The sequence below is a fragment of the Nonomuraea monospora genome, assembly GCF_039531895.1.
Taxonomy (GTDB): domain Bacteria; phylum Actinomycetota; class Actinomycetes; order Streptosporangiales; family Streptosporangiaceae; genus Nonomuraea; species Nonomuraea monospora.
This window is the reverse complement of the sequence record NZ_BAAAQX010000012.1, coordinates 176,363-195,508: the sequence shown is the minus strand read 5'-3', so window position 1 is coordinate 195,508 and position 19,146 is coordinate 176,363. Positions and strand designations below refer to the sequence as shown.

Below are 19,146 nucleotides of genomic sequence, written 5' to 3'. Positions count from 1 at the left end.
ACGATCAGTGGCGCAGCCTGGCCAGCGGCACCAGCACCGTCGCCAAGGAGACGGCCCCGGCGGCGAAGGCGGCAGCCACCGACACGAACATGGGCGGCAGGAAGAACGCGCCGACGACACAGCACCCGCCCACCGCGATCAGGCCGTGCCCGCCGAAGTGCCTGGCCCGCTCCACGCCCGGCACGAACCGCAGCGGATCGAACAGGGGCCGCGCCTTGCCCAGGCCCGCGATCAGCAGCCCGAGCGCCACGGTGACGCTCACCTCCAGCGGGAAGTCGTGCCCGGCGGTCCTCAGCAGCAGCCCGCCGTGGACGACGACGAAGAACGGCGGCAGCACCACCAGGACCAGGCTCGTCGAGCGGGACGGCGACAGGAGCGCCGGCGGCACCAGCCGGCGCAGGCGGTGTGCGGCCACGGTCAGACCGGCCATGAGCGTGCCGAGCAGGACCATCGTCACCGGGATCGCCGTCGCCAGGACGATCCTCGGCACCTGGGTGCCTGTCTGCCCCGGCCGCGGCTCCCGGGTCGTGACCAGCTCCGGGAGGGAGTCGTACACGGCACGGGAGATCGCGACCATGGCGAGCACGCTGAGCACGGTCACCAGGACGCCGACCCACGGCATTCCGCTCGTTCGCCGCTCCACCGCCTGCATGCCTGCCCCTCTTCCTCGATGTGGTGTGCTGCGATCGTAGGTTCGGGCGATCGGCGCGGACATCCAGCGTGCGGCACCTGCCGGTCATGTCTTGATATGACCAGCGATACATGACCATCGGCACGCTGCCCCGCGCGCGGACGGCTGGTTATGCTCCGACATATGCGCCAGGCGCGATCGATCCGGGACCTGGACGGCTGGGTGCGGTTCACCGACGACCGGCCGCCCCTCGTGTTCAGCGTGTTCTTCTGGGGCTCCGCCGGGCTGCTCGCCGTCAACTTCGTCGCCGCCCTGCGCTCACTCGACGTCGTGACGGCGCGCTGGCCGCTGCTGGAGGCGCTCTTCTACACGGCGGGCGCCGCCCTGCTGCCGGTGATCGCCCTGTGGCCGCTGCTGCCCTGGCAGCGCGGCGCGCCCGCGCGGCGCAAGGCGGCGACCGTGGCGTTCCTGGGCATGACGCTGCTGGTCGCCACCGGGGGAGGGCTCGCCGGCCTGCTGATGGTCGGCATCGCCGTGGCGAACGCGCGGGTCGTGCTCGGGGTGCGCGGCGCCCTCTGCTACTCCGCCGTCACCGGCGGGCTCGGCCTCCTCACCGGGCTGCTCAACCCCGCCCATGACGTGCTCGGCGCCGTCGTCAACGGCGTACTCACCACCTGCCTGTGCCTCGTGCTGCTCGTCCTGGTCACCGCGCTGCTGCAGTACAGCTCGCGCGCCGAGGAGACCCGCCGCCTGCTCGCCGACCTGGAGAAGGCCCACGCCGAGCTGGCCAAGTACGCGGCCCGCTCCCGCGAGCTGGCCGTCGCCGAGGAACGCGCCCGGATGGCCCGCGACATGCACGACTCCGTCGGCCACTACCTGACCGTCATCAACGTCGGCCTGCAGAACGCCCAGCGCTACCGCACCGCCCGGCCCGACGACGCCTGGGAGGAGGTACGCCAGGCCCAGGCGCTCACCCTGGAGGCGCTGACCGACACCCGCCGCTGGGTGCGCGCGCTCAAGCCCCTGCGCATGGACGGCCGCACCGGCCCCGACGCCCTGCGGGCCCTGGCCGAGTCGTTCGGCTCGGCGGGCACCGGCGTCGCCTTCACCCTCCACGGCACCTGGCCCGACGTGGACGAGGGCCGCGAGCTGGTCTGCTACCGGGTCGTCCAGGAAGGGCTCACCAACGCCCTGCGCCACTCGGGCGCGCGGCACGTCCAGGTCGCGCTCGACTGCACCGACGAACGCGTCGAGGTGACGGTCTCCGACGACGGCTCCGGCGCGCGACCGGAGGCCACGTCGAACGGCTCCGGCCTGCACGGCCTGCGCGAACGCCTGCGCGGCGTCGGCGGCGAGCTGGACGTGAGCGCCGGCTCAGGCCGCGGCTTCACCCTGCGCGCGACGGTGCCGGTGTGATGGGCGCGAACACGGCCGGCGCCGGTGCGACGCCCGAGGACGCGGCGGTGCCGGTGCGATGCCCGAGGACGCGGCGGTGCCGAAGTGATGAGTGAGGACGCGGCGGTGATCCGGGTCATGCTGGTGGACGACCAGATCCTCATGCGCGAGGGCCTGCGCAAGCTGCTGGAGATCGAGCCCGGCATCGAGATCGCCGTCAGCGCCGCCGGCGGCGAGGAGGCGCTGACCTGGCTGGCGAGCACCGCGGACGGCGGGCGGCCCCAGGTGGCGCTCGTGGACGCCCGCATGCCCGGCATGGACGGCGTCGAGCTGGTGGCCCGGCTGCGCGCGCGGTTCCCCGAGGTCGCGCCGGTCATCCTGACCACGTTCGACGACGACGACTACATCTTCGGCGGCCTGCGCGCGGGCGCGAAGGGCTACCTGCTGAAGGACATCCCGCCGGACGAGCTGGTCGCGGCCATCCGGCGGGCCGCGCGCGGCGAGACCGTGCTCGGCGGCGCCGCCAGCGAGCGGCTCGTCGCCCTGCTGCGCGCCGCCCCCGCCCCGACGGCCGCCCAGCTGCCCGCCCCGATGCCCGTGACGCCGCCCCACGAGCCGCCCGGCGGGCTGTCGGACCGCGAGTACGAGATCGCGCTGCTCATTGGCGCGGGGGCGTCCAACCGGGAGATCGCGCGCGGCCTGCACATCACGGAGGGCACCGCCAAGAACCACATCTCCAGTTGCCTGCGCAAGCTCGGGCTGCGCGACCGCACCCAGCTCGCGGTCTGGGTGTCCAGGCGCACCTCCCCGAACGGCTCAGGGGAGTGAGATGTGCAGGACCTCGCCCGTCCGCTGGTAGCCGACGCGGGCGTACACGCGGGCCGCCGCGTCGTCGCCCGGCGTGAGGAACGGCATGCCGACCCCGGCCCCGGCCGCCTCCCGGGTGAGCAGCGCGGTGACCGCGCCCGCGATGCCGCGCCGCCGGTACGGCGGGAGCACCGCGATGCCCGCCACCTCGGCGACCCCCTCGTGCGGCCGGCCGAGCTGCCCGCTGCCCACCACCTCGCCGCCGTTCTCCCCATCCTGTACGGCGGCGGCCACCAGCCCCCCGCCGTCGAGGACGCGCCGCAGCCGCGCCACGTCGTGCTCGCTCGCCTCCGGCGCCCCGAACGCCTCGTTCATGACCCGCGCCACCTCCCACAACGCCGCGTCGTCACTCACCAGCCGCACCTCCACCCGCGCGGACACGGGCGCGCCCACCACCGCCTCGGGCGGGCACACGAGCAGCGGGTAACGCCCCTCGGCCACGAACCCGGCGGCCAGCAGCGCGGCCTCCACGCCGGGCGAGGTCTGCGGCACGTACTCCAGCCGCGGCACGCGGGAACGTTCCCTGAACGCCGCCACCAGCGCGGCCACCTCGTCCGCCGTCGGTGAGAGGCCGTCGTCCGGCACGGCGTAGTTGAACGGCGGCGCGTCGTCGTGCTCGTCGAACCGGATCAGGAACGGCCCGGCCCGCCGCGCGCCCGGCTCGGCCGCCGCCCTGAGGTAGGCGTGCACCGCGGCGCTCATCGGGCTGCACCCGGCGTGAAGTGGGACGGTGCGTCGGTCATCGTGAAGCTCATGATCGAAGGAGGATAGCCGCCCAGCGCCCCGCCCACGTCGCTTTATCTGGTCGCGCCGCCCCCGCCGGGCCGCCTATCGTGACCGCATGCCTGACGCGATCTTCGAGCACGTACGCCTGGCCGCCGTCTACGACCCGCTCGACCCCGACCGCGGCGACCTGGACGTCTACGCCGCCATCGCCGGGGAGCTGGGCGCGCGCCGGGTGCTCGACGTCGGCTGCGGCACGGGCACGCTCGCGCTGCTGCTGTCCGCCCGCGGCGTCGAGGTGACGGGCGTCGACCCGGCCGCGGCCTCGCTCGACGTGGCCAGGGCCAAGCCGGGCGGCGAGCGCGTGCACTGGATCCACGGCTACGCCACGGACGTGCCGCCGCTGCGGGCCGACCTCGCCACCATCACCGGCAACGCCGCCCAGGCCATCGTCGAGCCGGAGGGCTGGCGGGCCACGCTGGACGCCGTGCACGCGGCGCTGCGCCCCGGCGGGCACCTGGTGTTCGAGACGCGCGACCCGGCCAGGCGGGCCTGGCTCGGCTGGACCAGGCAGGAGACGTACCAGGCGGTCGAGATCCCCGGCGTCGGCAAGGTCGAGCAGTGGCACGACCTGCTCGACGTCAGCGGCCCGCTGGTGACCTTCCGCACCACCGTCGTCTTCGCCTCCGACGGTGAGGTGCTGACCTCGCACTCCACGCTGCGCTTCCGCGAACGCGAGGAGGTCGAGGCGGACCTGGCCGCGAGCGGCTACGTGCTGCGCGAGGTCAGGGACGCGCCCGACCGGCCGGGCATGGAGTTCGTGTTCCTCGCCGAGCGGCCGTAAGAAAATCGTAAGCGGCTCCCGCCACACTTTACTCATCGGCAACAAGAGACGACCTGAGGAGCACCCGATGAGGAAGCTTGTCGAATCGACTTTCGTCACGCTGGACGGCGTCATCAGCGACCCGCACGTGTGGGGCCAGCCGTACTGGGACGAGGAGCACAACGGCTACTCCGCGAAGCTGCTGTTCGGCGCGGACGCGCTGCTGCTGGGCCGCGAGACGTACGAAGGGTTCGCCGAGGCGTGGGGCGCCCGCTCCGGCGACGAGTACACCGACCGGATCAACGGCCTGCCCAAGTACGTGGCCTCCACCACGCTCAAGGAGGCCACCGCGTGGAACGGCAACCTGATCGAGGGCGACGTGGCCGCCGCCGTCACGGCGCTGAAGCAGCAGGAGGGGCAGAGCATCCTCAAGTACGGCACCGGCACGCTCGACCGCACCCTGATCGAGCACAAGCTGATCGACGAGCTGCACCTGTGGATGTTCCCCGTCGTCGCGGGCGGCGGCGAGCGGCTGCTCGACGGCCTCGACCTCACCCACTTCGACCTGCTGGAGACGACCCGCTTCAAGTCGGGCATCGTCGTCCTGACCTACGGGCCCAAGGCGTAGCCGAGCCCGCGGGGATTCCGTCCTGGGCCGCCGTGTACTAGCATCCGCTGCACCGGCGGCACTCTCCCGCCGAACCTCCAGAGCGGGTCCCCACGCGGCCCGCCGGACGCGGAGGCAAAGGGGACTCCACGCGCCTCGGGAGCCCGCAGTCGAACGGCCGGCGATCCCTTCGCGGCCGCCACGGGCCGCGGGCGTGGGCCGGGCCGGTGGCGAAGGCCGCGGGAAGAGCCGTACATGACCAGCAAGAAGCAGCTCAAGGCGCGCGTCAGGGCGCGCATGGCCAAGACGGGCGAGAGCTACACCGCGGCCCGCCAGCACGTCGCCGGCCCCGCCGCCGCGCGGGACGGGCAGGCGGCGGACGGCGGCTGGCGCTTCACCGGCGGGCGGCACCCGTCCAGCGCGGCCATCGCCGCCGTGCTCGCCAACCAGGGCGTGGACGTCGGAGAGCCGCTGGTGTTCCTGGCCGGTGGCGGGATCGGCGCCGGATACATCCTGTGGGAGTTCCAGCACGACGGGTCCCGTTGCGTGGTGCTCGGGTTCCGCAACCAGTGGCAGTACCACGATCGGTGGATGGCCAAGACGCTCGGCCGGCTCGGGGTGCCGTACCAGGAGCACCGCACGTCCGGCGTGCGCGGCGCGAGCGACCGGCTGGCGGCCGAGCTGGCGGCGGGCCGGCCGTGCGTGGTCCTGCCCGACCGCTACCACGCGGGCTACTGGCACCTGCCCGCCGCGATGGACGGGCACGGCGGCCACCCGATGGTCGCCTACCGGCTGGACGAGGACCAGGACGCGGTGCTCGTGGACGACCGCGGCCGGGCGCCGATCCGCGTCCCCCGCGAGAGGTTCGACGCCGCGCGGGCCAGGGTGGGCTCCTACCGCAACGTGCTGCACGTTCTCGGCGACGCCGAGCCGGACGAGGCGACGCTCGCCGCCGCGGCCCTCGACGGGCTGCGTGACTGCGCCGCCCACCTGTCGGCCGCCTCCGACTCCTTCTCGCTGCCCGCCTGGCGCAAGTGGGCGCGGCTGCTGGTGGACACCCGCAACGCGAAGGCGTGGCCGAAGGTGTTCGCCGACCGGCGCGGGCTGGCGGACGCCCTCCTGTCCGTCTGGGAGGGGGCCGAGCCGGTGGGCGTGGACGGCGGGAACCTGCGCGACCTGTTCGCCGACGGGCTCGACGAGGCCGCCGCCCTGCTCGACCGTCCCGCGCTGGCGGGGCTGGCCGGGCGGTTCAGGGAGATCCACGGGCTGTGGCACGACCTGGCCGAGGCGGCGCTGCCCGCGGACGTGCCGGAGCTGGGCAGGGTGCGCGAGCTGACCGCCGCTGTCAAGGAGAGCGTCATGGCGGACGGGAGCGCCGGCGGGCAGGAGGCGGCCCAGGTGGCGCGGGAGCTGGCGGTGGCGCGTGCCGCCGCGAACGACGTCCTGGAGGCGGCTGGTGACACGGGGCCGCTGTTCGGGGCGCTCAGCGCTCGGGTGGCCGCCATTCACGAGGCAGAACGGGAGTCGATCGCCAGGCTGGCCGCGCTCGTCGCCTGATCGGGCGCGTTAGGGTTGGAGGCTCCGGAGGAGGGGGGCACATGCGCGAGAGGCTGCCCGCCGTCCTGCTCCTCCTCCTGTCGTGGTTCCTGCCCGCGACCACGCACGCGCAGGTCACCCAGCAGGTCACTCAGCAGGTCACCCAGCAGATCACCACTGTCACCGCCGCTGCCTGGCGGGCCGAGCAGCAGCACTCCGGCGCGCGGCAGCTCCCGCACCCCGCTCCGGAGCTGCGCGCCTGGCCCGGCCAGGGCGGCACGACGGGAAGCCCGGCCGGCACACTCGCGGCCGGCCTCCCCGGCGTGCGCCCCGGCTGGGCCGCCGTCGTCCCGCAGCGGCCCCAGGACGTCCCCACGGCACGCCGCCCGCAGGCCGCGGCGGCCAGGGCGCCTCCCTCCACAGGGCACTGACGACCCTCACCCCTGATCGATCAGAGCCTGTGGAGGCTTCCATGTTCCGTGCGCCGTTCTGGCGTGCGGTGACGGCGTGCGCCGTCATCGTCATCTCCTTGGCAGTCACTCTCGCCGGCACCCCGCGCCTGGGCCTGGACCTGCGCGGCGGCACCCAGCTCGTCTTCGAGTCCAGGAGCTCGCCCACCGTCCAGGCCGACGCCGCCGCCACCGACCGCGCGCTCGACGTGCTGCGCCAGCGGGCGGACGCGCTCGGCGTCGTCGATCCCACCCTGGTCCGCTCCGGCGAGCGGCGGATCATCGTCGAGCTGCCCGGCGTGCTCGACCCGCGCCAGGCCGCCGAGGTCATCGGCCGCACCGCGCAGCTCGCCTTCCATCCCGTGCTCGGCGCTGCCGAGCCCGGCGACGCGTCGGCCGTGCGCGACGAGAACGGCGGGCTGCTCAAGCTCGGCCCCGCCGCCATCACCGGCGACGGCGTGCGGGACGCCGCCGAGCAGAGCGACCCCCAGCGCGGCCCCGGCTGGTGGGTGGGCCTGGAGTTCCGCGAGGAGGCGGCCTGGCGGGAGCTCACCGGGGAGGCGGCCTGCCAGCCGCGGGACGACCCCCGGCGGCGCATCGCCATCGTGCTCGACCGGGAGGTCATCTCCTCGCCGCCGCTCGACGCGTCGATCGCGTGCGGCGCCGGGATCCCGGGCGGCAGCGCCCAGATCACCGGCTCCTTCACCCACGAGGAGGCGCGCGACCTGGCCGTGCTCATCAAGGGCGGCGCGCTGCCCGTCCCGCTCGACCTGGTCGAGCAGCGCACGGTCGGCCCGACGCTCGGCGCGGCGGCCATCGACGCCAGCGCCCGGGCCGCGATCGCGGGCCTGGTACTGACCGCCGTGTTCATCGTGGCCGTCTACCGGCTGGCCGGGCTGCTGTCCGTGGCCGCCCTGCTCTGCTACGGGGTGATCTCGTACGCGGCGCTGGTGGCGATGGGGGCGACCTTCACGCTGCCGGGGCTGGCCGGGTTCGTGCTGGCCATCGGCATGGCCATCGACGCGAACGTGCTCGTCTTCGAGCGGGCCAGGGAGGAGTACCAGCAGGCGCCGGGGCGTGGCCTGCGCAAGGCGCTCGACCGGGGGTTCCAGAACGCGTGGAGCGCGATCGCCGACTCCAACGTCACCACCCTGATCGCCGCCGGGCTGCTGTTCTGGCTGGCGTCGGGACCCGTCAAGGGGTTCGGGGTGACGCTGGCCGTCGGCGTGCTCGCCTCGCTCGTCTCCGCCATGCTGATCACCCGCGTCCTCACCCAGGCCGTGATGGGCCGCGTCGGGCCGCGCCTGTCCGGGCTCGGCACCGCCGGCTCCGTCAGGACCTGGCTGACCGGCAGGAACCCGCGGCTGATGCGCCGCCCGAAGCTGTGGCTGGCCGTCGCGGGCGGGCTGGTGGCGGTCGCCGTCGCCGGGCTCGCGCTGCGCGGGCTGAACTTCGGCGTCGAGTTCACCGGAGGCAGGCTCGTCGAGTTCGCCACCTCCCGGCCGATCCCGGCCGACGTCGCGGGGGAGGCGGTCGCGCGGGCCGGGTTCCCCACGGCGGTGGTGCAGGCCGGCGACGACGGCGTCTCCGTCCGCGCCGCGCGGCTCGGCCTCGACGACGTCGCCAGGATCGAGCAGGCCCTGGAGGCGCGGGCGGGCGAGGTGACCAAGCGGAGCGAGGAGTTCATCGGGCCCAGCCTGGGCGAGGAGCTGCGCCGCAACGCCCTCGTCGCGCTCGGCGTGGCCGTGGCCCTGCAGCTCGGCTACCTCGCCGTCAGGTTCCGCTGGACGTTCGGCGCCGCCGCCGTCCTGGCGCTGCTGGTGGACGTGCTCGTCGTGGCGGGCCTGTTCGCCTGGCTGAGCAAACCGATCGACGGCGTGTTCCTGGCGGCGGCGCTGACCATCGTCGGGTACTCCGTGAACGACAAGGTGGTGGTGTTCGACCGGGTCAGGGAGCTGTGGGCGGCCCGCCGCGGTGAGCCGCTCGCCGAGGCGGTGAACGGGGCGATCCTGCAGACCATGCCGCGGACCGTCAACACCGGGCTCGGCGCGCTGTTCAGCCTGCTCGCGCTGATGGCGTTCGGCGGGGACTCGCTGCGGGACTTCGCGATCGCGCTGGTCGTGGGGATCGTGACGGGCACGCTGTCGTCCGCCTTCGTGGCCGGGCCGGCGGCGATCTGGCTCGGCCGCTTCGACCGGCGTCCGGCGCCCGAGCCCGCCAAGCCGCGGCGAGCGGCGCGCGAGGCCCGGGGGTCGGGAGCGGTGGTGTAAGGGACGCTCTGCGGCCGGCCGCCGCCACCCCCGCGTGGATCGGGGCGGCGGCGGTCGGCCGGGCGGTGCGGCGGCGGCCGGGCGGTGTAGCGGCGGCTGATCTTCCGGATTCCGGGCTTTCCCGATCCGAGGGCTTCCGCGACCCGGCGCGGGGAACAGGTTCGGCATGGAGGTGCTGAGCAGTCGCGTGCTGTTGCGTCCCCGCGACCCCACGCGCAGCCGCCGTTTCTACGCGGAGACCCTCGGCCTGGCCGTCTACCGCGAGTTCGGCCCGCCCGACCACCCTGGCGTGGTCTTCTTCCTGGGGCAGGGGTTCCTGGAGCTGTCCGGGTCCTCGCAGGAGGCGGGCACGACGGGGATGCAGCTCTGGCTGCAGGTGCGCGACGCGGCGCAGGAGGAGAAGCGGCTGCGCGAGGGGGGCGTCACCGTGCTGCGCGAGGCCCGCCAGGAGCCGTGGGGGCTGATCGAGGCGTGGATCGCCGACCCCGACGGCCACCGCATCGCACTGGTCCAGGTCCCGGACGACCACCCGCTGCGCCGCGACCCCCGGTGACCCGCCGCGCCGCGACCCCCTCTGGCCATCCGCCGCGCCGCGACCCTCGCCGACCGGAGCCCGCACATGACCGTGTACCGCATCCTCGCCGTGGACGACGACTGGGCGATCCTGCGAGCCCTCTGGCGCGGCCTGCGCCTGGAGGGCTTCGCCGTGGACACCGTCGACACCGGGCCGCTCGCGCTGGACCGGGTGGACAAGGCCCCGCCGGACGCCATCGTCCTGGACGTCTCCATGCCGGGCATGCCGGGCGTCGAGGTGTGCGCCCGCCTGCGCGCCTCGGGCACGCGCGTCCCCGTCCTGCTGTTATCCGGCAGGGACGAGGTGGACCACCGGGCGGCCGGGCTCGCGGCCGGCGCGGACGACTGCGTGCTCAAACCGTTCGACCTGTACGAGCTGGCGCTGCGCCTGCGCGCCCTCCTGCGCCACGTCGCCCCCTACACCGGCGCCGCCTCGCGCGCGACGGTCAGGGCGGGCCCGCTGGCCCTCGACCCGGCCGCCCGCCGGGTCACCCTCCATGGGCGGGAGGTGGAGGTGACGCGGCGCGCGTTCGACCTGCTGGAGGTGCTGGCGCGCAACGCCGGCATCCCCATGTCCCGCGCCCTGCTCCTGGAACGCGTCTGGGGGTACGACTTCGCGGTGGACGCCGGCCCGCTCGACACGCTCGTCGGCTACCTGCGCCGCAAGCTGGAGGCGGACGGCGGCCCGCGCCTGCTGCACACCGTGCGCGGGTCGGGGTTCATGCTGCGGGAGCCGTAGCGCCATTCGTGCTTCGCACGTCGCGCAGGAGCAGGACGGCGATGTCGTCGGTGCGCCGTTCGATCGTGGCCGGTTCGATGAGCGTCTCCGCCAGGTCGTGCAGGGGCTGACCGGGTGCGGGGGCGAAGCGGGCGGCCAGGGCGGCGATGGCGTCGCCGAGGTCGAGGCCCGGCTCCTCGATGAGGCCGTCGGTGTAGAGGGCGAGCACCGCGCCGGGCTCCATGGGCAGGTCGGTGGTGGCGTACTCGGCGTCGGGGTCGATGCCGAGCAGCAGGCCGGGCGAGGTGTCCACGACCTGGGCCGGGGCGCCGGGCCTGCCCAGCACGGGCGGCAGGTGACCGGCGCTGGCCAGGCAGGCGGTGTGACTGCGCAGGTCGAAGCTGACGTACAGGCAGCTCGTGAAGCGGTCGGGCGCCAGCTCGGCGAGCAGCCGGTTGGTGTGCGCGAGCACGTCGCCGGCGCTGCCGCCGGTCGCGGCGTGCGCGCGGATGGCGGTGCGGACCTGGCCCATGAGCGCGGCGGCGGTCACGTCGTGGCCCTGGACGTCGCCGATGACGGCCGCGGCCCTGGTGTCGCCGAGGCGGATCAGGTCGTAGAAGTCGCCGCCGATGTCCATGCCGGGGGTGGCGGGCACGTATCTGGCGGCCACGTCCAGGCCGGGGATGCGCGGGAGCCGGTGCGGCAGCAGGCTCGACTGCAGGCACTGGGCGAGCTGGTGCTTGACGTCGTAGAGGCGGGCGCGTTCGAAGGCCTGGGCGATCAGGCCGGTGAGCGCGGTGAGCGTGGCCCGCTCGTCGGTGCTGAAGCGGTGCGGCCGGTCGTAGGCCAGGATGCAGGTGCCGATGGGCTGCCCCGAGGTGACCAGCGGCAGGAACGCCCAGGCGGACATGCCGTCGGAGCGGATCGCGTCCGGGTAGGTGGCGCGCAACTGGTCCCAGGTGGAGAAGAACGCCGGCTGGGCCGCGTCGAACGGCTGGCCGGCGGGCGCGGCCGGGATGACGGGGCGGCCGTCGAACTCGTCCACGGCCTGACGGCTGTAGCCGCGTGAGGCGGCCACCCGCAGCCGCCCGCCCTTGGCGGTGAGTATGGCCAGCGCCTGCACGTCGTAGACGGGCATGACGTGGTCGGCGACCAGGTCGAGCACCTCCTGCGCGGTGACCGCCCTGGCGAGCGCGGTGGCCAGGTGCAGGATCTCGTGCACCGCGATGACGCGCAGCGTCCGGTCGCCGCCGGTGACGGGGTCGGGCGCGGGGCCGCGCGACACGGCGCCGGGCGTGATGCGCAGGGTGATGCCGGTCAGCCCTGGATAGAGCCAGAACGACAGCCGCCGCCCGGCCGGGTTGCGGCCGACGAACTGGGTGATCTGCCGGCCGATGACGGCGGCGCGGTAGCGGTCCTCGTACGCCGGGTCGGCCAGCCACGGCAGCACCTCCCACAGGCGCTTGCCGAGCAGCGCGGACGGCGCCACCCCCAGCAGGTCGGCGGCCGGGGCGCTGACCAGCGTGGCGCGGCCCTCGATGTCGAGCACGCAGTAGCCCTCGGGCAGCCGGTTGAGGCACTCCAGGGCGACGAAGTCGGCCTGCGGGTCGCTCGGGCGCACGGGCCGCGGGCCGAGCAGCCGCGGCTGGTCACCGGCCCTGACCGGCCGCCCCCGCAGGGCCGCTTCGCGCAGCAGCTCGCCGATCGCGGCGCACGTCCTGTCGATGAGGCCGCGCCGGCGGCCGTCGAGGTCGGGCGTGCGCCCGGCGGGCCACAGCAGCATGAACCCGCCGCGCACCTCGCCGTCGGAGCAGATCGGTGACAGGGCGGCGGCGAACGGGTACGGCAGCGCGAGCGCCGCCGCGGGGAACTCGCGGGCCAGGTGCTCGCGCCCGCTGATCCAGATGAGCCGCCGCTCGCGGACCGCCACGGCGATCGGCACAGGGTCCTTGGTCCTGATCCTGGCCCACGCGCGGGCGATCGGCGCGGGCAGGCCCACCTCGGCGACCATCTGCAGGACCTGGCCGCTGTCGTCCAGGAGGTAGGCGGCGCCGATGTGCGCGCCCGTGGCGGAGACGGTTTCGATCAGCAGCTCGTCGAAACCCCCCATATGGGCACATTACACGCAGAAGCGTAGGGATTTGGTTACGTTCCGCCAATATCGCGATCAGGCCCCCGGTAGGGGCAGCCCCAGCGCGCGGCCGAGAAGCTGGTGCATGTGGGCGCGGAAACGCCGCAACTGGCGCTGGTCGTCGGCGCCGCGCCGGTGCGCGCTGCCGTCCAGCACCCCGCTGAGCACGAAGCCGTGAATGCACCAGATCATCGTGTACGTGGTGTGCAGCGGATCCGCGCCGGCCGGTTCCGTCAGCGTGCTGACGCCCTCCACGATGTACTGCGTCAGCGGCTGGGCGTTCTCGGCCTCCAGGTCGACGATGTCGCTGGCGTCGGACAGCCAGCGGTGCATCCACAGCGCGGGCATCTCCGGATGGGCCACGCACAGGTCGATGTAGCCGTCGATGAAGCCGTGCAGCACCGGCGCGTGCCCTTCCGCCGGGGCCGTCATCAGCGCGTCCACGTGCGGGGTGACGACCTCCGCCAGCAGGTTGCGGGCCTGCTCCATGACCGCCAGGTAGAGCTCGCGCTTGCTGGCGAAGTAGGTGCTCAGCTCCTCCTGGCTCACCCCGGCCGCCTCGGCGACCTGCGCGACGGAGGAGCTGTCGTAGCCGAGCGCGGCGAACAGCCTGGTGGCGGTCCGCAGTATCAGCTCCCGCCCGTCGCCGTCTGCAGAGTCCATGGTGGCGACCCTAGGCGTGATGGGCCGCGACACCTATGACTTGATCGACAAGTGCCGGTAAAAACCGCGACCCGGTCGATAGGGGCGGACGAAACGTTCGCTATCGTGCCGAAAGTTTCGCACTCTTCAGGGGAGCCGCTCTCATGCCCGCATCCAGCCTTCCGACCGGCCGCTGGGTCACCACGTGGACGGCGATGCCGCAGCTCACCGAGCCGGACAACATGCCGCCCCCGCCGTACGCCAAGGAGGGGCTGAGCCTGGCGGACACCACGCTGCGGCAGACGCTGCGCGTGTCGCTCGGCGGCGAGCGGCTGCGGCTGCGCCTGTCCAACGCGTTCGGCGGCGCGCCGCTCCCGATCACCAGCGTGGCCGTGGCCCTGCCGAGCGGCGGGGCGGCGGGCGTGAGCGGCATCCGGCCGGAGACCTCCAGGCCCGTGACGTTCTCCGGCCGCGCCCGCGCCACCGTTCCCGCCGGGGCGCACGTCGTCTCCGACCCGCTGGAGCTGGCCGTGGCCCCCGGCACGGTGCTGGCCGTGACCGTGCACCTCGCCGAGGGCCTGGCCTCCTCCGCCCTCACCTCGCACCCCGGCTCCAGGACCACCTCCCACCTGGCCACCGGCGACCACGTGCACGCCGCCGACCTGCCCGCCGCCACCCCGGTCGACCACTGGTACCTGCTCAGCGGCGTCGAGGTGGAGGCCGGGGCGGACGCGGCGACGGTCGTCCTGCTGGGCGACTCGCTGACCGACGGCCGGGGCTCCACCACCAACGGCAACGACCGCTGGCCCGACCGGCTCTTCGACCGGCTGCCGCCCGGCGTCGCCGTCGCCAACCAGGGCGCGGGCGGCAACCGGGTGCTCAACGACGGGCTCGGCCCGAGCGCCCTGGCCCGGCTGGACCGGGACGTGCTGGCCCAGAGCGCCGCCCGCTGGCTCGTCGTCTTCGAGGGCGTCAACGACCTCGGCACCGCCCCGGCCACCCGTGAGGCCCAGCGGCAGGTGGTGGAGGAGCTGATCGCCGCGTACGAGCAGATCGCCGTCCGCGCCCGTGCCCGTGACCTGCTCGTGTACGGGGCCACGCTGACGCCGTTCGGCGGGAGCGACCCCTACGACGATCCCGAGGGGTGCCGGGAGGAGGCGCGGCAGGCGGTCAACGCGTGGATCCGCGAGGCGGGGGCGTACGACGCGGTGATCGACTTCGACGTCGCGGTCCGTGACCCGGCCGCGCCCCGGCGGCTGGCGGCGGCCTACGACGAGGGCGACCACCTGCACCTGAGCCCGGCCGGTTACCGCGCGCTGGCCGAGGCCGTCCCGCTCACCCTGTTCGGCTGAACCGCGGGGGTCAGCGGCTGACGGGGCGCAGCCGTCCCGTCTTGACCTCCCACACGAAACCCCGCACCCGCTCCCGGTGCGGGATCAGCTCGTCGGCCCTGATCCGCGCGATCGACTGCACCACGTCGAGATCCGCGTTCTTGGGGAACGCCTCGGCCGCCCAGTCGGGTCTGATGCCCGTGTCGCGGTAGACGCACTCGCGGAACGCATCCTCGGTGATCTTCGTGGAGCCGCAGTCGGTGTGGTGGATGAGCATGATCTCGGTGGTGTCCAGCAGGCGCTGGCTGATCGCCAGGCTGCGCCTGGTGTCGGCGGTGACGACGCCGCCGGCGTTGCGGATGACGTGCGCGTCGCCCTCCTCCAGGCCGAGCACCCGCCACACGTCGAGGCGCGCGTCCATGCAGGTCACGATCGCCAGCCGGAGCCGGGGCTCGGGCGGGAGCCAGCCGTTGGGGTAGCACTCGGCGTAACGCTCGGCGTTGGTGACCAGCTCGTCGATGACACTCATCGGATCCCCCCGTTTCTCCGAGGGAGATCGTCCCGCGCCGCGGCGGGCGCGTGCGGGAGTACCAGGTAAAGATCTACCTAGGACGCCGCGACCCGTGCGGGCCGCGGCGCCGAAAGCGTTCAGCGAGGCGGCGGGACGGCCTCGCGGGCGTTTGGGCGAGGTGGCGGGGACGTGTGCGGCCCCGCCGCCTCATGGGCGGGTCAGCGGCCCGGCGGGAAGGCGTGACGGCCGCGGGGCCGGGCCGAGCGGGCCAGCCGGAACGCCGCCTCGGCGTTCACCAGCCCCGCCCCCGTCGGCCCGTCGTAGCCGTCGCCGGCCACCTGCCCCATCGCGCTCTTGCCCTCCGACACGTCCCGCGCCGACGCCTTCAGTATGGACTTGACCTGGTCGGGCGACAGCCCGGGCTGGGCCTGGATGAGCAGCGCGCACACCCCGGCGACCTGCGGGGACGCCGCGCTGGTGCCGCTGATGACGCTCCACCCGTCGTCGGCCGCCGTGCCGTCCTTGGCCGGGTAGCCGGGCCCCGCCAGGCTGGAGTCGATCTCGTCGCCCGGCTCGACGGGCAGCATGATGTACAGCGCCCGGGGCGCCTTGCCGACCAGGCCGCACACGTCGGGCACGTGCCGGCCGGCGTAGATGAGGCTGTCGAAGCTGCTGGCGTAGTCGGAGGCCTCCAGCTTGAATTCGCCGTTGACCTGCGTCTCGTCCACGAAGACCCCGCCGGCGGAGATCACGTCGGGCATCATGCCGGGGAAGGCGACGTGCCCGTTGCCCGCGGAGAAGCAGACGGTGATGCCGCGCTCGCGTACCGCCTCGACGACCGCCAGCTCCAGCGGGCGCAGGAAGTTCGGCAGCGTGTCCAGGCCGGGCAGGTGGTAGCCCCAGCTGTTGGTCATGACGGCGGGCGACAGGTCGGAGGCCGCCTTGAACGCGAGCGTGGCGTTGGCGCCCATCTTCACCCCGACGAAGTCGACGTCGCGGGCGCTGGCGAAGATGTTGGCCGCCTCGGCGGTGCCGTGCCCGTGCTCGTCGTGCTGCACGCGGGTCGCGTCGGGGGCGAGGGTGGCGTTGTAGTTGTAGCCGTGGTGGTCGTAGAAGGGGTGCCGGTAGAAGCCGGTGTCCGGCATCGCGACGAGCACGCCCCTGCCGGTGACGCCGCGGTCGTGCACGGGGTGCGAGCGCAGCAGGAGCGCGACGTCGTCGGGCACCCGCAGGTGGTGGTAGCTGACGCGCGGCGGGATGGGGGAGGCGAAGAAGCGCGGCGGCGGCTGCGGGTAGGCGCGCTCGATGAACGGCTCCAGGTCCTGCGGCATCGTGAACGGCTCGCTGCTGACGTGCGCCAGGTACGGCACCTGGGCGCCCGCGGTGGCGGTCACGTCGGGCGGGCGGCCCTCCAGCTCGGCCTGGCGGACCTCGACGTGCGTGTGGAACGTGCTCTCCCACAGCGATCGCGGGCCCTCCCCGCTGATGGAGAAGGTCCCGATGTGGCGGACGGTGAAGCCCTTGGCCTGCAGCGCGTTCGCGGTGCGCTCGGCGAGGCCCGGCGCCGGCTTGAGCTCGTCCAGGTCGGCGCTCTGCGAGGCGGAGGATTCGGCGAACATCGAGGCCCCGGTGTCCGGCCGCAAGGCCGCCTCGAAGTAGACGGTGTCCTCCCGGCGCTCGGTCATCGTGGTCATGTCGCTCCTTTGCGAGTCGAGACCGGAGGTGGACGTCAAGGGGCGTGGAGATCCGGCGGCTCCGCGAAGTGCACGCCGACCACGAGGTCACCCAGCTCCCCCGGAACCTCCACCTGGGGCAGGCCGAACGCCCGCTCCCAGACCTCCCTGGGCGCGTTCACGCTGATCGTCGTCCCGATGTGGAGCACCTTGAAGCCGAGGCGCGTCAGGGCGGTGGCCACCTGGCGTTGCCGGCCGGGCACCGCTTCCACCTCGGCCGAAAGAAGGTCACCCTCAGCGGCCATGACTCCAGGGTTCACCCCTTCTCCGCGCCCGCGACACCGGGAGCGACCCAGGGATATCCCCTGCGTTCCATCGGGCGGCCCTGGGGCACTAATCGGAGTCAAGGGGGTGGATCGATGCGGATCGAGGACTACGCGCTGATCGGCGACATGCAGACCGCCGCCCTCGTGGGCAGGAACGGCTCCATCGACTGGCTGTGCCTGCCCCGCTTCGACTCGGCGGCCTGCTTCGCCGCGCTGCTCGACGAGCCGCGCGCCGGGCGCTGGCTGCTCGCCCCGGCCGACGGCCGCGCCACGGCCACGCGCCGCTACCGGGACGACACGCTCGTCCTGGAGACCACCTGGGAGGCGGACGGCGGGTGCGTGCGGGTGCTCGACTTCATGCCGCCGCGCGTCGAGGCGCCCGACGTCGTCCGCATCGTCGAGGGTGTGCGCGGCCGGGTCGACATGCGCACTGAGCTGGCGTTGCGCTTCGACTACGGCAGCATCGTCCCCTGGACCCGCCAGGACGGCGGCGAGCTGGCGGCGGTCGCCGGCCCCGACTCGGCCTGGCTCGACGCGCCCGTGCCGCTCGACGAGCACGACGGCACCGGCACGGCCCGGTTCACCGTCGCGCAGGGCGACCGGCTGCCGTTCGTGCTGACCTGGCAGCAGTCCTGGCTGCCGCGCCCCGCCAGGGTGGACGCGTTCACCGCGCTGGACGACACCGAGCGCACCTGGACCGGCTGGCTGCGCGACTGCGCGTACCAGGGCGGCAGGTACCGCGAGGCCGTGCGGCGCAGCCTGCTCACCCTCAAGGCGCTCACCTACGCGCCCACCGGCGGCCTGGTCGCCGCGCCCACCACGTCGCTGCCCGAGCAGATCGGCGGCGGCCGCAACTGGGACTACCGCTACAGCTGGCTGCGCGACGCCTCCTTCACGCTGCGCGCCATGCTGAAGGCCGGCTTCGAGGAGGAGGCCAGGGCCTGGCGCGACTGGCTGCTGCGCGCCGTCGCGGGCGACCCCGCCGACCTGCAGATCATGTACACGCTCGACGGCACCCGCCGCATCCCCGAATGGCGGGCCGACTGGCTGTGCGGCTACGAGGGCTCCCGCCCGGTGCGCATCGGCAACGCCGCGTACGCGCAGGTGCAGCTCGACGTCTACGGCGAGGTGCTCGACTGTCTCTACCAGGGCAGGAAGGCCGGCCTGCAGCACGACGACGCGGCCTGGGACCTGCAGCGCTCGCTGATGGACTACCTGGAGGGGCACTGGCGCGACCCCGACCACAGCCTGTGGGAGATCCGCGGCCCCCGCCGCGACTTCACCCACTCCAAGATCCTCGCCTGGGTGGCCGCCGACCGGATGGTGCGCACGGTCGAGTCGGGCGATCACGGCGGCCCCGCCGACCGGTGGAAGGCGCTGCGCGAGGAGATCCACCGCGAGGTGTGCGAGCGCGGCTACGACGCTGACCACAACACCTTCACCCAGTTCTACGGCTCGCGCGGGGTGGACGCGGCGCTGCTGCTCATCCCCAGGCTGGGCTTCCTGCCGCCGTCCGACCCGCGCGTGGCCGGCACCGTCGAGGCCGTGCGGCGCGAGCTGGGCAGGGACGGCCTGGTGCTGCGGCACCGCCACGACCTCGACAACCTCGACGAGCTGACCGGCGGCGAGGGCACGTTCCTGGCCTGCTCGTTCTGGTTGGCCGACGCGCTGGCACTGCTCGGCAGGGAGGAGGAGGCGCGCGAGCTGTTCGAGCGGCTGCTGGGCCTGCGCAACGACGTCGGGCTGCTGGCGGAGGAGTACGACACCGCCGTCGGCCGCCAGGTCGGCAACTTCCCGCAGGCCTACAGCCACCTGGCCGTCGTCAACACCGCCGCCGCCCTGGAGGCAGCCAAAACGGTCCCGAACACCGAACGGTAACGATTACCTGTGAAAGTCGTCCCCCGATATGCCCGCCTTAGCCCATGCATGGAACGCTACGA

Annotated in this window: 18 protein-coding genes; 11 read left to right on the top strand and 7 right to left on the bottom strand. The window is 74.0% G+C overall.

All coding sequences use genetic code 11. The annotated features are described in order from the left end of the window. Positions 1 to 4: 4 nt before the first annotated feature. Positions 5 to 652 carry a hypothetical protein gene (locus ABD331_RS24620; protein ID WP_344478884.1) on the bottom strand — a complete coding sequence of 216 codons (648 nt, stop codon included), beginning with the start codon at positions 650 to 652 and terminating at the stop codon, positions 5 to 7. 162 nt (positions 653 to 814) lie between these two features. Here ABD331_RS24620 and ABD331_RS24615 point away from each other — a divergent pair, with 162 nt between their 5' ends. Together ABD331_RS24615 and ABD331_RS24610 are read left to right on the top strand one after the other, a co-directional pair. After that, positions 815 to 2,047, top strand: coding sequence for a sensor histidine kinase (locus tag ABD331_RS24615; protein ID WP_344478883.1), 1,233 nt, complete (start codon positions 815 to 817; stop codon positions 2,045 to 2,047). Between the two features lie 87 nt (positions 2,048 to 2,134). Beyond that, positions 2,135 to 2,854 (top strand): response regulator, encoded by a 720-nt coding sequence (locus ABD331_RS24610; RefSeq protein WP_344478881.1) that lies wholly within the window; start codon positions 2,135 to 2,137, stop codon positions 2,852 to 2,854. Here ABD331_RS24610 and ABD331_RS24605 read toward each other — a convergent pair. After that, positions 2,843 to 3,595 carry a GNAT family N-acetyltransferase gene (locus ABD331_RS24605; protein ID WP_344478878.1) on the bottom strand — a complete coding sequence of 251 codons (753 nt, stop codon included), beginning with the start codon at positions 3,593 to 3,595 and terminating at the stop codon, positions 2,843 to 2,845. The two genes, ABD331_RS24610 and ABD331_RS24605, sit on opposite strands and share 12 nt — an antisense overlap. 139 nt (positions 3,596 to 3,734) lie before the next feature. Here ABD331_RS24605 and ABD331_RS24600 point away from each other — a divergent pair, with 139 nt between their 5' ends. The 7 genes from ABD331_RS24600 (at position 3,735) to ABD331_RS24570 (ending at position 10,613) form a co-directional block, all read left to right on the top strand. After that, entirely contained in the window at positions 3,735 to 4,460 is a 726-nt protein-coding gene (locus ABD331_RS24600) for a class I SAM-dependent methyltransferase (RefSeq protein ID WP_344478875.1), read from the top strand. Between the two features lie 67 nt (positions 4,461 to 4,527). Continuing rightward, complete coding sequence (locus tag ABD331_RS24595; protein WP_344478871.1) at positions 4,528 to 5,067, top strand: dihydrofolate reductase family protein; 540 nt, start codon at positions 4,528 to 4,530, stop codon at positions 5,065 to 5,067. Positions 5,068 to 5,301: 234 nt separating this feature from the next. Then, entirely contained in the window at positions 5,302 to 6,603 is a 1,302-nt protein-coding gene (locus tag ABD331_RS24590; RefSeq protein WP_344478869.1) for a BtrH N-terminal domain-containing protein, read from the top strand. 41 nt (positions 6,604 to 6,644) lie between these two features. Further along, on the top strand, positions 6,645 to 7,013 hold the full coding sequence (locus ABD331_RS24585; RefSeq protein WP_344478866.1) for a hypothetical protein: 369 nt from the start codon (positions 6,645 to 6,647) through the stop codon (positions 7,011 to 7,013). Positions 7,014 to 7,111: 98 nt separating this feature from the next. Then, positions 7,112 to 9,301, top strand: a complete 2,190-nt coding sequence (gene secD, locus ABD331_RS24580; protein ID WP_344478862.1) for a protein translocase subunit SecD — start codon at positions 7,112 to 7,114, stop codon at positions 9,299 to 9,301. Positions 9,302 to 9,467: 166 nt separating this feature from the next. Beyond that, positions 9,468 to 9,854, top strand: coding sequence for a VOC family protein (locus ABD331_RS24575; protein WP_344478859.1), 387 nt, complete (start codon positions 9,468 to 9,470; stop codon positions 9,852 to 9,854). A 66-nt stretch (positions 9,855 to 9,920) separates the two neighbouring features. Beyond that, positions 9,921 to 10,613, top strand: coding sequence for a response regulator transcription factor (locus ABD331_RS24570; RefSeq protein ID WP_344478856.1), 693 nt, complete (start codon positions 9,921 to 9,923; stop codon positions 10,611 to 10,613). On the opposite strand, the gene ABD331_RS24565 is transcribed toward ABD331_RS24570, so the two are convergent. Then, positions 10,594 to 12,702 (bottom strand): GAF domain-containing SpoIIE family protein phosphatase, encoded by a 2,109-nt coding sequence (locus ABD331_RS24565; protein ID WP_344478854.1) that lies wholly within the window; start codon positions 12,700 to 12,702, stop codon positions 10,594 to 10,596. The genes ABD331_RS24570 and ABD331_RS24565 overlap by 20 nt on opposite strands. Before the next feature lie 57 nt (positions 12,703 to 12,759). Continuing rightward, on the bottom strand, positions 12,760 to 13,386 hold the full coding sequence (locus ABD331_RS24560) for a TetR/AcrR family transcriptional regulator (protein ID WP_344478852.1): 627 nt from the start codon (positions 13,384 to 13,386) through the stop codon (positions 12,760 to 12,762). Between the two features lie 143 nt (positions 13,387 to 13,529). Here ABD331_RS24560 and ABD331_RS24555 point away from each other — a divergent pair, with 143 nt between their 5' ends. After that, entirely contained in the window at positions 13,530 to 14,717 is a 1,188-nt protein-coding gene (locus tag ABD331_RS24555; protein WP_344478849.1) for an SGNH/GDSL hydrolase family protein, read from the top strand. Positions 14,718 to 14,727: 10 nt separating this feature from the next. On the opposite strand, the gene ABD331_RS24550 is transcribed toward ABD331_RS24555, so the two are convergent. The 3 genes from ABD331_RS24550 to ABD331_RS24540 form a co-directional block, all read right to left on the bottom strand. Beyond that, positions 14,728 to 15,225: a beta-class carbonic anhydrase gene (locus tag ABD331_RS24550; RefSeq protein WP_344478846.1), complete on the bottom strand. Its 498-nt coding sequence runs from the start codon at positions 15,223 to 15,225 to the stop codon at positions 14,728 to 14,730. Between the two features lie 200 nt (positions 15,226 to 15,425). Continuing rightward, the gene (locus ABD331_RS24545; RefSeq protein ID WP_344478844.1) at positions 15,426 to 16,901 is read right to left on the bottom strand and encodes a S8 family serine peptidase; all 1,476 of its coding nucleotides are present in this window, start codon (positions 16,899 to 16,901) and stop codon (positions 15,426 to 15,428) included. Positions 16,902 to 16,936: 35 nt separating this feature from the next. Beyond that, a complete protein-coding gene (locus ABD331_RS24540; RefSeq protein ID WP_344478842.1) occupies positions 16,937 to 17,185 on the bottom strand; it encodes a hypothetical protein in 249 nt (82 codons plus the stop codon). 114 nt (positions 17,186 to 17,299) lie between these two features. On the opposite strand from ABD331_RS24540, the gene ABD331_RS24535 reads away from it, so the two are divergent. Then, positions 17,300 to 19,084, top strand: a complete 1,785-nt coding sequence (locus ABD331_RS24535; RefSeq protein ID WP_344478840.1) for a glycoside hydrolase family 15 protein — start codon at positions 17,300 to 17,302, stop codon at positions 19,082 to 19,084. The last annotated feature ends 62 nt before the right edge of the window (positions 19,085 to 19,146 follow it).

Bases quoted from the DNA above. Each gene is read 5' to 3' on its own strand.
- ABD331_RS24620 (WP_344478884.1), bottom strand. From the start codon at position 652: ATGCAGGCGGTGGAGCGGCGAACGAGCGGAATGCCGTGGGTCGGCGTC.
- ABD331_RS24615 (WP_344478883.1), top strand. From the start codon at position 815: ATGCGCCAGGCGCGATCGATCCGGGACCTGGACGGCTGGGTGCGGTTC.
- ABD331_RS24610 (WP_344478881.1), top strand. From the start codon at position 2,135: ATGAGTGAGGACGCGGCGGTGATCCGGGTCATGCTGGTGGACGACCAG.
- ABD331_RS24605 (WP_344478878.1), bottom strand. From the start codon at position 3,595: ATGAGCGCCGCGGTGCACGCCTACCTCAGGGCGGCGGCCGAGCCGGGC.
- ABD331_RS24600 (WP_344478875.1), top strand. From the start codon at position 3,735: ATGCCTGACGCGATCTTCGAGCACGTACGCCTGGCCGCCGTCTACGAC.
- ABD331_RS24595 (WP_344478871.1), top strand. From the start codon at position 4,528: ATGAGGAAGCTTGTCGAATCGACTTTCGTCACGCTGGACGGCGTCATC.
- ABD331_RS24590 (WP_344478869.1), top strand. From the start codon at position 5,302: ATGACCAGCAAGAAGCAGCTCAAGGCGCGCGTCAGGGCGCGCATGGCC.
- ABD331_RS24585 (WP_344478866.1), top strand. From the start codon at position 6,645: ATGCGCGAGAGGCTGCCCGCCGTCCTGCTCCTCCTCCTGTCGTGGTTC.
- ABD331_RS24575 (WP_344478859.1), top strand. From the start codon at position 9,468: ATGGAGGTGCTGAGCAGTCGCGTGCTGTTGCGTCCCCGCGACCCCACG.
- ABD331_RS24570 (WP_344478856.1), top strand. From the start codon at position 9,921: ATGACCGTGTACCGCATCCTCGCCGTGGACGACGACTGGGCGATCCTG.
- ABD331_RS24565 (WP_344478854.1), bottom strand. From the start codon at position 12,702: ATGGGGGGTTTCGACGAGCTGCTGATCGAAACCGTCTCCGCCACGGGC.
- ABD331_RS24560 (WP_344478852.1), bottom strand. From the start codon at position 13,386: ATGGACTCTGCAGACGGCGACGGGCGGGAGCTGATACTGCGGACCGCC.
- ABD331_RS24555 (WP_344478849.1), top strand. From the start codon at position 13,530: ATGCCCGCATCCAGCCTTCCGACCGGCCGCTGGGTCACCACGTGGACG.
- ABD331_RS24550 (WP_344478846.1), bottom strand. From the start codon at position 15,225: ATGAGTGTCATCGACGAGCTGGTCACCAACGCCGAGCGTTACGCCGAG.
- ABD331_RS24545 (WP_344478844.1), bottom strand. From the start codon at position 16,901: ATGACCACGATGACCGAGCGCCGGGAGGACACCGTCTACTTCGAGGCG.
- ABD331_RS24540 (WP_344478842.1), bottom strand. From the start codon at position 17,185: ATGGCCGCTGAGGGTGACCTTCTTTCGGCCGAGGTGGAAGCGGTGCCC.
- ABD331_RS24535 (WP_344478840.1), top strand. From the start codon at position 17,300: ATGCGGATCGAGGACTACGCGCTGATCGGCGACATGCAGACCGCCGCC.